Here is a 15,190-nt window from a genome sequence, read left to right as displayed (position 1 = left end):
TCCTTTTTAATACCGACCGTAGGTATGTATAATGATAAAAAAATGGGCTGCCGGTTCAGACTATGCTGCCGGGCAGCCGAAAATCATTTATGGTCATTATAAATCTCTGTCAGTTCCTGCAGTTTCTCAACAGTTTCCTCTCCCACAATATCAAGCCCCATGGCATCCAGGATTTCCTTAAAACACAGGCATTTCCTGTATGTCTCTTCCGGTGTGGAATCCATTGTCATGGGATTCAGCCATACATTTCCAAGCAGAAGCAGGACTTCGCCCAACTCTTTCGGATACTTGGTATGGATAGTGCCGTCCTTTATCCCCTGCTCCATGATCGGAGTCAGATAAATAGGTGCCGTGATATCAATGGTTTCCCGCATTACCATGGCCAATAACTGCGGATTCTCTCCGAGACGCGGTGCAGAACGGAACATATCCTTCTGTTCCGGACGGTTGAGGGATTCATAGAAAAGTTTCCTGAGCTTTTCCTTCCCCGTGAGCGTCTCATCATCTCTTATCCGACTTAACAGAACCTCTGAATGCTCTGTCATACGGTCTGTCACAGCCGAGAGAATTTCCTCCTTTGACTTAAAGTGGTGGTAAATAGCGCCTTTGCTGAGTCCTCCCAGATTATCCACGATATCCTGGATAGATGTCCGCTCATATCCCTTCTCCACAAAAAGACGGCCTGCAGTCTCCAGGATCAGATTCACTGTCTCTTCCGGATATTTATTCCGTGCCATAATATACCTCCATATTTTCATTGGATTATCTTTACGTTAACATACCAACGGTATGTTTGTCAATAGCTTTTCCGGTTGCTTTTTTCCACATGAGGAGTAAAATAATGAAAGGGCCGTTTATCGGGCCTTACTTTCTTACTGAATATAAATGGAGTTATCTTATCATGAATACAGCAGAATCCAAAACCCTGATGACCTCAGGTCCCATATGGAAAAAAATCATACTGTTCGCTCTCCCGCTTTTTCTGGGGAATCTCTTTCAGCAGCTCTACAACACTGCAGACTCCCTGATCGTGGGAAATTTTCTGGACAGCAATGCACTGGCCGCGGTAAGCTCCTCGGGGAATCTCATTTTCCTCATGGTGGGCTTCTTCAACGGCATTGCCATGGGCGCCGGCGTGGTGATTGCCAGATATTACGGCGCCAGAAATATTGAAAGCCTTCAAAAAGCTATCCACACCACCATAGCCCTCGGCCTTGCCGCAAGCGCTGTGCTCACTCTTGCGGGAGTTGTGCTGGCCCCTCAGATCCTGATCTGGATGGGAACACCCGCGGATGTACTTCCCCAGTCCACCACATATTTCCGCATCTATTTTGCCGGTTCCCTGGGGTTTGTTATGTACAATGTGTTCGTGGGAATCCTGCAGTCTGTGGGAGACAGCAGGCACCCGCTGGTTTACCTGATCATCTCCTCTGTGGTAAATGTCGTGCTGGATTTATTTTTTATCCTTATCCTGCACATGGGGGTAGGCTCCGCTGCTCTTGCCACGATCATCTCCCAGTTTTTAAGCGCTGTGCTGTGTTTCGGAAAGCTCAGACGCTGCCCGGAGGACTATCGGGTTTACATAAATAAGATACGATTCGACAGAACCATGTTCAGCCGTATTATCAAAAACGGGCTTCCGGCCGGATTTCAAAATTCTATCATTGCCTTCGCCAACGTGATCGTCCAGACTAACATCAATGCCTTCGGGAAAATGGCAGTGGCCGGGTGCGGCGCTTACTCCAAGATTGAGGGGTTTGTCTTCCTGCCTATCAACTGCTTTACCCTGGCGCTGACCACATTTGTCAGCCAGAATCTCGGGGCAAAGGAATATGACAGGGCAAAAAAGGGGGCCAGGTTCGGCCTGCTATGCTCCATGCTGATCGCCGAGGCCATCGGGGTACTCATCTATACCTTTGCCCCGGTTCTCATTGCCGCCTTCAACAATGAAGCCCATGTGATCCGGTTCGGAACCGCCCAGGCGCGGACTGTCACTTTGTTTTACTTCCTTCTGGCGCTCTCCCACTGCATTGCGGCTATCCTGCGCGGTTCCGGACGGGCCTCTGTGCCTATGCTGGTCATGCTGGTGTTCTGGTGCATTGTGCGTGTGTCATACATATCTGTGATCGTTAAATACATACCGTCCATCAATGTGATCTTCTGGGCTTATCCTCTGACGTGGTTTTTAAGCTCCGTGGTATTTGTGCTGTATTATAAGAAAGCAGACTGGATACATGGGTTTGAGCGTGCTTAGTCTTGTCAAAAAATCAGCCGCATATCATTCCAGACTGCATTGCCATGGCAGGAATCCGCTCTGCCGTGGCAGACAAAGCCAAACTTTTCGTAATAATGGATCATATGGTCCTTACAGGTAAGGATCATTCCCTTTTTCCCCTCCTGCCGGGCAGACTGGATCAGGGCTTTCATGAGCATTTCCGCGATTCCCTGTCTTCTGTACTGAGGCAGAACATTCAGTCCGAATACGGTCTGGTAGGCTCCGTCTGGATTATGTAAACTTATATCGTGATACATTTCATCCGGCAGATGAGGTTCGTCTGTCACGCCTCCGTTTACAAATCCCACTGCTTTTCCCTCTGTTTCCGCTACAAAAAACTTCTCCGGAAATGCGTTCAGGCGCTCTTTTATGGCCTCCGCGCTGGCTGCTTCCGCTGCCGGAAAGCAGGCCGCCTCAATGAGAGCCAGGGTTTCTCCCTCCCCCGGCCGTGCGTTTCTTATGATTATCTGCATTTTATAGTCTCCCTTTCTCAATCTGTTGTTATGGTTCTTTTTTCATATACAGGGCGCAGCGCGTTGTGTTCCCTGAAGTATTCCTCAATGGCTGTGCGGATATTTCCCGTTACGGTCCGGGATGGTTTCCGCTGTTCGATGATCTCCCGGTCAAGCCCCAGAAAGCTGTCAATGTTATTGTAATGGAACAATTCCAGGCCCACTGCAAATACGTCCTGGTCCCGAATCTCCTCTCCGTTAAACACTGCATCCGCCAGCACCTGCCGGCCTGTGGAATAGACCATGCGGACGCCTTTGCTGAACTGGTAATATTCCGAATCACTGCCATCCACGCTGACACTTTTTTTCATAGCGTGGAGAATTCCCTTTTTCAGTTCTTTTCCCGTCAGTTCAATGCGTACCAGGGTCTCGTCATAGGGATACATGTTGAGCAGATCCCCTACGGTGATGATCGGCCCGATTTCCTCCGCACGCAGGCTTCCTGAGCCAAGCATGACAATATCCAGTTCGAACTGCATTTTCAATGCATCGCAGAACAGATTGCCTGCGCTTGTTGACTGATAGCGGCTGGGATGTGTCGCCTTTCTCACCATGCTGGTGAGGATCGCCCCGTATTTTTCATCTGTCACTCTCTTAAAATCATAGATGAGGTGTTCCAGTTCTTCATTTTTCTCACAGTGTGCGTCATCGATGGGGACTGTCTCCCAGGTATAGCTGTCCACAGAATTGGTATCTGTGTTCACCTCTATCTCGAAGCGGCCAATCTGGTCTGTTCCGATTCCGGCCTGTACAATGAGGATATTGTTCACCTCTGCCGGTTCATCCAAATAGGTGTGGCTGTGGCCGCCGATGATAACATCCACCCCCCATTTGGGGTCAAGCTGTTCGGCAAGCTTTAAATCCTCTGCAAATCCGATGTGTGTCAGAAGAATGGTAAAGTCAATGTCCACATTTTTATAGCTGTTGCAGATAATCCCCACTTCCCTGGCTGCGTCGGACAGATCCACGAAAGTCCCCAGAAGCATGTCTGATTTTGCCTTGCTCATGATATCTTCCGTCAAAAGTCCCATGACGAGGATCTTCATGCCGTCCACGTGAAGAATCCTGTGGGACTGAAACAGACGCATGCCTGTGGGTCTGATGTAGATATTGGCGTTTACAATGGGGAATTTGCAGCAGCGCTCCAAAAAGAGCAGATGTGCAATGCCGTAATCCAGTTCGTGGTTTCCCAGGGAGACAATATCAGGCCCCAGGACATTCATGATCTCTATGGTGGAGATTCCCTTGAATTCCGTATCTATAAGAGAGCCTCTGAACATGTCCCCTGCGATCATGTAAAGGGTATTGGGGGTATCTCTCCTGACCTGGTTTACATAACCCGAAAGCAGGGAGACACCTCCCACCAGCTCATTATCAATTTCTTCTGCCAGAAAATCGCCGTGCATGTCATTGGAATGCAGGAGCGTAAGATGTTTTAAATTCTTTTGTGCCATTCTTTTTCCTCTCAGTCTGCTTCTTTTACAGGAAGTCGAAAAGGTTTAACTGCTCTCCCCCATCGTTTTGCTTTCTTTTATCAGCGCTTTCCCTGAGCAGCGATTCCTCCGGCAGATCCTCCAGAAAGACAGAGGGATCACCGGACGTGGTGAGTATCAGTTCCTCTTTTGCTCTGGTCATTCCCACGTAGAAGAGCCGGCGTTCTTCCTCTATGTCCGTGATGAAAGTCTCCCCGATACCAGAGCTGTTTTCTTTCTTTGGATGGGATTCCCTCTCAAAGGGTATAGCGCCTTTTCTGACGCCATAGATGATCGTCACCGGAAATTCCAGGCCTTTTGAGCCGTGGAGTGTCATAAGTGTGACACAGTCGGCTGTATACTGCCTGCCGCCGCAGCGTTTCAGATCACTTTCCACGCCAAGACTGACGGCATCCATGAATTCCTGCATGGATTTATAGAATACGGCCATTCCGAGAAGCTTATTTACAGCTATATCATCTGTAAGATTCATATCTTCTATCCATTGTGCCAGGATTTTCTGAGGTTTTCCTTTTTTCAGGAATGGAATATATTTTTCCTGCATGGTTTCAAAAATACTGCCGCTTATCTGGTTGGGTTCCAGGTCCCACAGTAATTTCAGGCAAATATCTCTGTTCACTGTGTCTGTCTGATCTGTCAGACAGCGGAAAAAACAGAGACATCCCCGGACGGTCTTTTCCGCAAGAAAATCCTCGCGTCCGGCGATCACATATGGAATGCCTTCCCTCTGCAGACATTTTTCTAAAAGTTCAGCCTGGCGGTGTGTTCGGTACAAGACTGCAATATCGGCAAAGCTTCTTATCTTATGCTCTGTATGCGTTTTCTGCGTTTCCTGTGTTTGCTGCACATCCAGCATATCAATCCCGCCGATCAGGCGGTTGATCTCTTTGGCGGTAAAGACAGCCTCCCCCATCTCACTTCCGGCTGTAACGAGGCGGATAGGTGTGCTGTCCGGCCGGTTGGGATGGATAACCCTCTCCATGCCGGGATTTTGGGAAATAACCTTGACCGCGCCGGATATCACCTGAGGTGTTGAGCGGTAATTTTCGGTCAGGCGGATGATGCTCAGGTCTGTGAAATCATTTTTTAAATGTTCAAAACATTTGTCATCCGAGCCGCGGAAGCCGTAAATGGACTGGTCCGGGTCACCGATGACAAAAAGCTCTCTGCCCTGCTTTGTCCACTCCATGATCAGCCGGTACTGGATTGGGCTGATATCCTGAAATTCGTCCACGTGTAGATAACTGAAACACTGTGCCGGAATGGTTGGATCAGATTTTATGAGGTTCAGAGTTTCCGTAAGCAGGTCGTCAAAGTCAAGGATATGCAGGGATCTTAATATCTGACAATATTCAATGTACGCGGCATATTCGGATTCTGTTATGCCAAGGGCGATGAACGGTGTATGGTCTGACGGAGCTTTCTCTTCACTCCTGTCGTCTGAAAGGTCTGAGAACACATCACTGTTTGTTTTGATCCGGGATACTTTCTGGAGGAACTGTCTGGGCTTTATTCCCAGATTCCTGCTCTTTACTATATCTGCAGCGATATCCAGGGTTTCCGTCTCGTCGGCAAGGGTAAACTGCATACCTTGTTTTTTCAGCAGATCAAGGCAGATGGAGTGGAAGGTTCCTACCTGGATCAGCCTGGCTGATCTGCCTTTTCCCAGCTGCTGCTTCAGTCGCTCCTGCATCTCGGCGGCAGCTTTATTCGTGAACGTTACTGCGGTTATCTCCGAGGGCTTTACCTTTCTGGTTTCCAGAAGATAGAGGATACGGGATATGAGTGTCTTAGTCTTCCCGGTACCCGGACCTGCTATGACTGCCACTGCCCGGTCTATGGACTGGACGGCCTGCTGCTGCCTGGGGTTCAGAGCCTGCGGGGCAGGTAGAGGGGGAAGGGGGTTTTCCTGTACATCATCTGGCTGTCTATTTCTCTGTACAGTTCCTGTATTGCCTGATATTTTATTCGTATTCTGGATGCTGCCCGTGTTGTCAAAAAGGCTCAACTGTCCATCCAGGTTTTCTATTTCTGTCTGCTCAAATAATTTTATGGTGCCATACTCTCCGTCAAAACCGGGGACTCTCTCCACTTTTCCTTCCCGCAGCCTCTGGATTCCCTCAGTGATCAAATGCCCGGAAACGTTTCTGATTTCTTCCAGCGGCATTACCCGCAGTATTTCAAATTCAGGTCCCAGTTTCCGGAGCATTTCCTCATACTGTCTTACAACTTTTCTGCTTGCCGAGGAATAGCCCACAGAAGCGCCGATAACTTCCGGCAGCGGTACAAGGCTTTCAAAGGCTTTCGCATCGGCTCTTAGAAATCCTTCCGGGCGGTCAGCTAACTGTTCCACTCTGTGAGACACTCCGATCGTGAGTTTCCTTCCACAGACAGGGCATTTACCATTGTATTTCTCAGCCTCCGCCGGACTTAAACAGAGATGGCATTTTCTGTGTCCGTCAAAGTGATATTTTCCTTCTTCCGGGAAAAACTCTATGGTTCCTGCCAATCCGATTCCTTCCTGAATGGCATTTTTTAACCCCTCATAGGAAAGTTCTATGTCCAGCAGATTGGCCTCCCTGCCCAGCTTTGCAGGAGAATGCGCGTCGGAATTTGATATAAGCTGGTATTTATCAAGGGCAGATATTCTCCAGTTCATAGGCGGATCTGAGGAAAGTCCTGTCTCCATGGCCCGAATGTATGGTGATAAATCATCAAAGCATTCCTCCACTGTATCGAAACCGGAAAAAGCCCCGAATAAAGAAAAATGAGGTGTCCAGATATGCGCCGGCACATAGACGGCATTTGGACACAGCTCCAACAGTATTTCCAGCAGGTCCCTGCAGTCTAATCCCAATATGGGACGTCCGTCGGAATGGATATTGCCGATGCTTTCCAGCTTTTTGGATATAATTTCCGCCTCCTCCAGTCCCGGCAGGAGAATCAGACTGTGTACTTTACGGACTTTATCCTTTTTCTTATAAATGGAGCTGATTTCCCCTGTAATGACAAAACGCGGCTGCATAGCTGCGGCCGCTGTGGAATCCTGTATTCTGTATTCTTCCTTCAGCACATACAGCCCATCCTCCGCCGGTTCCAGCTTTTCCTGAAGTTCCTCCCTCCAGGCAGGATGTGTGAAGTCACCTGTGCCGACTATCTGAATCCCCTTTCTGCGCGCCCAGAGATCCAGATATTCCGGTGTGCAGTCCCTGCTGGTGGCGCGGGAATAGCGGGAATGGATGTGTAAATCTGCGATGTACATTTTTTTATCACCTTATCCTTTTTGATGTTGAAAAGTCATAACGATTATCATGTATCAATTAGTATAACATTTTATCAGTTGAATTTTCAACTTTCAATAATATCCTTTTCTTATTATTCATGGATGTAAAAAGGATGTTACTGTTCACTGCGTGCCCAGCAACACGCTTCGCGATGCACAGATATGGAGCATTCCGCTCCATATCGCGCTGGCTGCCTCGGGATTTTGCTTCGCATCGCGCAGCATCCCCTTGGGGAAAACACCTCCCGGAACATTGGCCGTGAACAGTAACAAAAAGATGACAGATACCCTATAGGTGTCCGCCATCCTTTTTTCAATGCACATACTCACATCCGGCTTTCAGGTTTGTCACTCACGTACCCGCAGCCACACACGCATTTCCCCCTCCCCCCTGTTATTCCACATACAGTACGGCACAGCCTTAACCCTGCATTTCTCCAATCGCTCCGTCACAGGCTGATATAATTTCCCTTCCCATCCCTTTTCACTAACACGCCAGGCATCCGCTAAAACAGCGGTAGTCCCTCCCAGTAAATCCTCCTGAAATACCGGTTCTATACTGCCGCCGGCATCCAGTACGACAGCTCCCAGATTTTTTCCGTTATCGGCTTCCTCCAGACAATACACCAAAGGTCCCCGTACGATTGCTGCCTTCCCTGCATCCGAAGCAACACGGGGATGGGCACACATCAGGACAGGTTTTAAAGGTATCTCAAAAATAAACTCTGCTTGGCTCTCCCAAACTGTTTTTTCAGTATACAGATATCCCTTCTCCCGTCTGACTGAAACTTCTTTTCCGCTCTTACTGATCATCTGCTCTACTTTTGTCCATCCAGGCTCGCGTACTGCCAGGGAAAACGGAATTCCTTCATGGTTTTCCACTGTTATTTTCACCTTGCCGTCATAGGGATAATCTGTCTGGACAGACACAGATATGGTGCCTTCCTTTAATTTTACTGAGCACTTTCCGGCGATAAAAAGATTGACAAACAGAGTATCCTCATTTTCAGAATAAATATAATTCCCAAGGCCGGTAAGTGTACGGGCAATATTCGGAGGGCAGCAGGCAACACCAAGCCACTTTCTCCGGGAGGGAAGTACATGATGAAGGGTTCTGTTTGCCTTTAACTGTTCCGGTACCACTTCCAGAGGATTCACGTAAAAAAATTCTGTCCCGTTTAACGACATACCGCCAAGAACTGTATTATAAAGCGCCCTCTCGGCGATATCCATGTATTTTCCGTCTCTCTCTACCTGGAACATTCTCAGTGAGAACATGGCAAGCGCTACAGAAGCACACGTCTCCGAATAGTTATAATTGTTAGGAAGGTCATAATCACAGGTAAAACATTCCCCGTCAGCCGCTGCCCCTACACTGCCGGTGATAAACATCTGCGCGCCGGTAATATTATCAAATAGTATTCTGCAGGCATCCAATAAAGACTCATCTCTGCATTCGTATCCCACATCAGCCATAGCTGAATACAAATATAAAGCCCTGACCGCATGTCCGTCCGCCTTCTTCTGCTTCCGTATCGGCTTATGCGCCTGTATATTATTATATCCCAGATGCTCAAACTCAGGAAAAATGTGGTGGAACCCGTCCATCTTCTGCTCTTCCTCAAAGTGGCTGGGACTCTGACTGCCCCTGATATCCAGGAAATACTTTGCCATATTCAGATACTTTTCATCTTTTGTCAGACGGTAAAGCTTAACAAGTGCCAGCTCGATCTCAGGATGCCCGGGACATCCGTGGATCTTTCCTTCATCCGGGCCAAAGGTATCACAGATACAGTCTGCCAGTCTGCATACGATCTTTAAAAAACTGTCCTTCCCCGTAGCCTGATAATATGCCGCTGCAGCCTCGATCATATGCCCGGCAGTATATAATTCATGTCCTTCCCTTAAATTGCTCCATCTTCCCAAAGGCTCCTGAATGGTATAATATGTGTCCAGATATCCGTCCTGCTGCTGGGCCCTTCCGATCAAATCTATAACTTCATCAGCCTCTTTTTCCAGTTCGCCGTTCTTCTCCCCTTCCAGGCTGTAGGCCAGGGCTTCCAGCCATTTTGCCACATCCGTATCCTGGAAAACCATTCCGTAATACTTTCCTGTACTCTCCTTTGCTGCAATTTTAAAGTTCTCAATACAGTGGCTTTTCGCCGCATCGTTTACCCTGTCATTCAATACTTCCCATTGATACGGCAGCATCTTCTCCCGCACCAGTTTAATATATCTGCTCCAAAATCTGTCCTCTATCTTCACATCTGACAGCTTTGGCGAATCTAATTTTCCCATCCGCATAAGCCTCCCTCTGCCTGTCCCCTGATTTTCTCATACTGCCCGGATCCCTCTCTGATAAAAAACGGTATCACTTCCAGAGGTGTAGGGTACATCAATGTCTGCCCGCCTTCATACACTTTCCCATTATAGTAATCGATCCATCTGTCTCCTTTTGGCAGATATACCTCTCTGGAAGTCATCCCCGGATACGTGACCGGTGCTGCCAGAAGATCCCTTCCCAACATAATTTCATCTTCAGTCTCCCAGCAGTTTTCATCTTCCGGATAGTTAAAGAACAGGGTTCTGAGCATGGGCAGTCCTGTTTCGGAGGCCTCGGCTGCTGTTTCCTCCACATAGGGACGCATTCTCTCCCGCAGCATCAACAGCTCTTTTAGAATCCCATAATTTTTCTCTCCGTAACTCCATACCTCATTTGGTCCGCAGGTATTAAAGTCGAACATCCCGCTGTCCACAACTTCCGGCAGGGTTCCTGAGGGGCGGCGATGACCGTGAAGCCGGCATATTGGACTGAACACGCCAAACTGGAACCATCTGACAAGAAGTTCACGGAATTCTTCACTCTCCGGATCTCCGCCCCAGAAACCGCCGATATCACTTGTCCACCATGCAATTCCGGCCATACCGGCATTTAACCCCGCCCGAATCTGCATACGGAAGGAACGGAAACTGGAATATATATCACCGGACCACAAAAGTGTCCCGAATTTCTGACTGCCTGCCCATGCACTTCGGGTAAGATTCATGGGGTCTTCAATCCCGTCTTTTTTCATTCCGTCATAGATGGCCTGACCGTAACAAAGCGGATATATGCCGCCGATTTCTCTGGCAGAGCCAGCCTGGTAACGGTAAATATCATAATCAAACTGCTGATATTCGGGTTCTGCCTCATCCAGCCAGAAAATGCGGATACCGTATTTCCCATAGTTCTCTTTCAGCTTTTCATATAAAAACTCCCTTGCTCCCTGTGTTGTTGGATCAAAAAATACCTGAGCGCCCAGACAATGATACTGTGTCCTCACCCCCCGGTCCGCCCTGGTCAAAAATCCCAATTGCTTCAGCCTGGCATAATTCTCACTGTACGGCTCCACTGTAGGCCATACAGATACCATGAGTTCAACGCCCATCTCTTTCAGCTCATCCACCATTGCTTGTGGATCAGGAAAATATTCCGGGTCAAATGACCAGTCCCCCTGATGTTTCCAGTGAAAAAAATCTATAACTATCACAGATAAGGGAAGTCCTCTTCTCTTATATTCCCTGGCAGTTTCAAGTACCTCCTCCTGGTTGTGATACCGCAGCTTACTCTGCCAGAAGCCGGACGCCCACTTCGGAAATTCCCCCGGCCGCCCTGAAACTGCCGTATAATTTTCCAAAATTACGGCTGGTGTCTCCCCTGCCGTAATCCAATAATCAATTACGCAGGACGCCTCTGCTGTCCATCGGGTCAGGTTCTTCGCGAAATTAACAGTTCCCACTGCCGGATTGTTCCATAAAAAGCCATACCCTTTATTTGAAATGTAAAAAGGAATGCTTGTCTGAGAATTTTTATGGCAGAGTTCAAGCTCACATCCCTTTAAGTCCAGATATTCCATCTGATATTGGCCCATGCCGTAAATTTTTTCGTTCTTATTTGACTCAAAAGTCATAACCGCCTTCGGTACGGTGCCGCCCCACTCTTTCAGGACGCGTGCATAATTCTCCGTAGCCATCATATCCACCGGAACCTCCCTGGTTTCCCAGCGTTCCTTCAGAATTTCCTCGTTCTTCTCATTATAGAAAGTAATATAACCGTATGTATTGATTTTTGCGCATATTTTACCATTTGTTATACTGGCAGAATCCTCTGAGATTTTAATGATGGGCTTCACTTCACCCTGTGGTTCCAAAGCCCAGTCCTTTTCCGGCATTTTCTCCAAATGTGTACTTCTGACCCGCAGGCTGTCCCTGCCCCATGCCTCAATGTACAGCAGTTCATCATCATACCGCCAGCTTAAGCGCTCCTGTTCACCTTTTACAATACCTTTCATCCGATGTGTCTCTCCTTTCCAAAAATCACCTGAACGATCAGCCCTTCACGGCACCGCCCACGAGTCCGCCCACAATATACTTCTGCAGGCATACAAACAACACCACGATTGGCAGCACAATGATCACACCATATGCCATGATCATATTCCATTTTGTTCCGTATGCATCGAGAAACTGATAGATCCCGGATGTCATGGGAAGCAGATCGCCTTTGTTGTTAAAGGTTATGGAATACACCAAATCATTCCATGCAAAAATAAAAGAAAATGCCGCAGCCGTTATGATACCGCTCTTACATATCGGCAGTGTAACTCTGAGAAATGCCGTAAAGTAATTACACCCGTCAATTCTTGCCGCCTCCTCTATCTCCTTGGGGCATTCCATGAAAATAGGCCTGAGCACCATGATCACAAATGGAATGGATATTGTAGCTGTAGCCAGGATAGGCGCAAGATATGTATTCAAAAGTCCCGCTTTGTTATAGATCAGGAACAGAGGCGTCAGCACCAGGGAACAGGGAAGCATCTGTGTTGTCAGAAAAATCATCAGAATCGGTTTCTTCCCCGGAATCTTAAATCTTGACAGTCCATATCCGGCGGGAATAGACAGGACAAGTGAGAGAACCATGGAACCTATGGCTATGATCCAGCTATTCTTAAACTGGACGAAAATGTTAGCTGTATTGGATTTATTCTGGAACTGGTCTATGTAATTCTCCCAATGGATCTCCCTTGGAAACCATGTCTGCACCTGCGCAAAAATCTCAGTATCGGATTTCAGGGAACTGATAATGATCCAATACATGGGAAAAAGAAATATTGCCGCTATTACAACTGCTATTATGGTATCGATTATATTTTTTGTCCGCTGCTTCATCATAGTCAACTCACCTCATCTTTTCCGATCAATTTCAAATATACCAATGCCACCACAAACAGACAGAGGAACAGTACATTTGCCACAGCCGCCCCCTGTCCGAAATAATAAGTCTTAAAGGAAAGACGGTACGAGTAAGTGGAAAGAACCTCTGAGGCATCCACCGGCCCACCTCCTGTAGTTACATAGACCAAATCAAAGACTTTAAACGTATATACAAATCCCAATATCAAAACAGAAAGAATAGACTGCTTGATCATGGGCACAGTAATATAGAAAAACCTCTGTACGGAATTTGCCCCGTCAATAGATGCACTCTCGTAGACGTCCTGGGGGACATTGTCAAGACCGGTTGATAACAGAAGCATATTAAAAGGAATTCCCACCCAGGTATTGGCTATGATAAGCCCCCAAATAACTGTTTTCTCGTTCAGCAGCCATTCCACGGGCGCTTTCACAAGATGCAGATTCATAAGAATATCATTGATAACACCGTTTGTAGGGCTCAGCATGAACTTAAACATAAGTCCTACCACTGTCATGGGAAGCATATAGCTGATTACCATAAGGCCCTTCAGATACCTTGCGGCCTTAAATTTTTTGCTGAAAAACATTGCAAAAGCAAATCCGATTATAAACTGAAATACAATACAAAAAATCGTATAGAAAAATGTATTTTTAATAGCCTTCCACATGGTCGGGTCACTGAAAATCGCTTCATAGTTCTTAAGTCCGATGAATTCCGCATGGCCCATACCTACGCTTTGTGCTGTCATGTCAAAAAAACTGATATAAAAATTATACAGAATGGGAAATCCGATCATGGCGACCATGAAAATCAGTGCCGGCATAATATATGCATATCCGTTTCGTATTTCCCGCCTGCTGTTTCTGGAATATTTACTGCCCATAATGTCCGCTCCTTTTCAGGGTATTTAGAGTCAAAAAGTCTGCCGGGATTTCTTAAGACCGAAAAACCCGGCAGACTCCTGGTAATGTCAGTTGCCTGTTACCGGCAAATGCAACATTTTATTTTTTTAACGATTCCTCAATATCCGCAATCGATGCGGCGGCATCCTTGCATGCCTGTTCCGGCGTCTTTGCCTCTGTCAGCGCACTCTGGCAGGCTTCAATGATAACATTGTCCACCTCTGTCCATTTTGGATATGGCCCGCGTGGTTTTGTATTTTCCATCTGTTCAGCAAATACCTTCATCTCCGGATCATCTGCAAACTCTTTATCAATATCCACATCAGAACGGGGAGAGAATTTTGCTACACTCTTTGCGTACGGAGCAGAAATTTCCTTTCCGCAAAGATATTCAATAAACTCAAAGCAGGCGTCAGCATCGGCATTTTTTGTGATACAAAGAGCTTCACCTCCCAGACAGGATGCAGGTACTTTGTCCTGCGGAATGGGTACAACTCCCCAGTTCTTATCCGGCGCATCATTTCTGAGTGTCCCCACGTTCCAGGATCCGTTTACCATCATTGCACAGTTGCCGGAGGCAAATTGTTTGCACACGTCAGCCTGTGACCAGTTTAAAACTTCTTTATTGGCCAATCCGTTTTTCACGAAATCAGAGTAATAAGTCATGGCCTTTATGCTGTCATCCGATCCCATATCCGTCCAGTCCCCCTCTGCTGACCAGAGGAACGGCATAAACTGGAATGTACACTCCGCATTTTTGATCGCTGAAAATCCCAGGCCGTAGACACCATCTTTTGTAGTCTTTTGGGCTGCATCCACCAGTTCATCCCAGGTAGTCGGCGCTTCCACGCCTGCGGCAGCCAGCATATCCTTATCATAAAACAAGGCAAGATTGTTGCCGATATAAGGAACACCGTACATTTTGCCTTCATATACACAGGAGTTTGTGATACTGTCCAGGAACTGGTTTTCATCCCATCCGTCAAACTGTTTCTTGATATCCTGGAATACCCCCATCTCTCCATAATTGATCACTTCCGGGTTATCCACAAATACCATATCCGGCAGTTCACCTGCCATATTGCCGATCGTGAGCTGCTTTGTCTGCTCATCCCTGGCAACCCATTCTGTCACAACAGTTGCCTTTTCGCTCTGTGCATTAAAATTATCTATCATCTCCTGGAACGGCTCTACCTCAGGAGATACCATACTATGCCACAGTACAACCTCCGTTTTTCCCCCGCCGTCAGAATCTTTTCCTGTATCTGCTGTTTTTTCATCCTTTGCGTCTTTTGCTGTGTCCGCCTGGGTACCACCTGAACTTCCGCAGCCTGCCAGCAGACCTGCTGTCATTATTCCTGTCAGTGCCATCGCCAAAAATCTTTTTTTCATTTCTTTCCTCCAATAATCTGTATTTTTGTTACAACTTGTTGACTTTTTGAAATACCGGTATTTTTACTGCTCTCTTTAAGATGATTTTATTATATCA

10 protein-coding genes are annotated in these 15,190 nt (G+C 47.2%); 1 reads left to right on the top strand and 9 read right to left on the bottom strand.

What is annotated here, in order from left to right; translation table 11 throughout:
• Positions 1–83: 83 nt before the first annotated feature.
• Positions 84–737 carry a TetR/AcrR family transcriptional regulator gene (locus tag MUB35_RS01630; RefSeq protein ID WP_118743383.1) on the bottom strand — a complete coding sequence of 218 codons (654 nt, stop codon included), beginning with the start codon at positions 735–737 and terminating at the stop codon, positions 84–86.
• 164 nt (positions 738–901) lie between these two features.
• Between MUB35_RS01630 and MUB35_RS01625 the strand changes: the two genes are divergently transcribed.
• Positions 902–2,254, top strand: a complete 1,353-nt coding sequence (locus tag MUB35_RS01625; RefSeq protein WP_033139179.1) for an MATE family efflux transporter — start codon at positions 902–904, stop codon at positions 2,252–2,254.
• A gap of 5 nt (positions 2,255–2,259) precedes the next feature.
• Here MUB35_RS01625 and MUB35_RS01620 read toward each other — a convergent pair whose 3' ends face one another.
• From MUB35_RS01620 to MUB35_RS01585, 8 genes are all read right to left on the bottom strand, one after another.
• On the bottom strand, positions 2,260–2,748 hold the full coding sequence (locus MUB35_RS01620; protein ID WP_118743382.1) for a GNAT family N-acetyltransferase: 489 nt from the start codon (positions 2,746–2,748) through the stop codon (positions 2,260–2,262).
• Positions 2,749–2,765: 17 nt separating this feature from the next.
• Positions 2,766–4,241, bottom strand: a complete 1,476-nt coding sequence (locus MUB35_RS01615; RefSeq protein ID WP_118743381.1) for a bifunctional metallophosphatase/5'-nucleotidase — start codon at positions 4,239–4,241, stop codon at positions 2,766–2,768.
• A 25-nt stretch (positions 4,242–4,266) separates the two neighbouring features.
• Positions 4,267–7,542: a UvrD-helicase domain-containing protein gene (locus tag MUB35_RS01610; protein ID WP_118743380.1), complete on the bottom strand. Its 3,276-nt coding sequence runs from the start codon at positions 7,540–7,542 to the stop codon at positions 4,267–4,269.
• Between the two features lie 369 nt (positions 7,543–7,911).
• The gene (locus MUB35_RS01605) at positions 7,912–9,861 is read right to left on the bottom strand and encodes a glycoside hydrolase family 127 protein (protein WP_330426575.1); all 1,950 of its coding nucleotides are present in this window, start codon (positions 9,859–9,861) and stop codon (positions 7,912–7,914) included.
• Positions 9,849–11,894 carry a glycoside hydrolase family 31 protein gene (locus MUB35_RS01600; protein ID WP_118743378.1) on the bottom strand — a complete coding sequence of 682 codons (2,046 nt, stop codon included), beginning with the start codon at positions 11,892–11,894 and terminating at the stop codon, positions 9,849–9,851. The genes MUB35_RS01605 and MUB35_RS01600 overlap by 13 nt, the downstream gene beginning before the upstream one ends.
• A gap of 37 nt (positions 11,895–11,931) precedes the next feature.
• Positions 11,932–12,774 carry a carbohydrate ABC transporter permease gene (locus MUB35_RS01595; protein ID WP_033139128.1) on the bottom strand — a complete coding sequence of 281 codons (843 nt, stop codon included), beginning with the start codon at positions 12,772–12,774 and terminating at the stop codon, positions 11,932–11,934.
• 2 nt (positions 12,775–12,776) lie between these two features.
• Positions 12,777–13,682 carry a carbohydrate ABC transporter permease gene (locus MUB35_RS01590; RefSeq protein ID WP_033139129.1) on the bottom strand — a complete coding sequence of 302 codons (906 nt, stop codon included), beginning with the start codon at positions 13,680–13,682 and terminating at the stop codon, positions 12,777–12,779.
• A gap of 118 nt (positions 13,683–13,800) precedes the next feature.
• A complete protein-coding gene (locus tag MUB35_RS01585) occupies positions 13,801–15,093 on the bottom strand; it encodes a sugar ABC transporter substrate-binding protein (RefSeq protein ID WP_118743377.1) in 1,293 nt (430 codons plus the stop codon).
• Positions 15,094–15,190 lie beyond the last annotated feature (97 nt).

It is taken from the genome of Blautia sp. NSJ-175, assembly GCF_022867815.1.
Lineage (GTDB): Bacteria > Bacillota > Clostridia > Lachnospirales > Lachnospiraceae > Blautia > Blautia celeris.
Note: the sequence above shows the minus strand (reverse complement) of the source record. Positions and strands in the feature narration are given on the sequence as shown.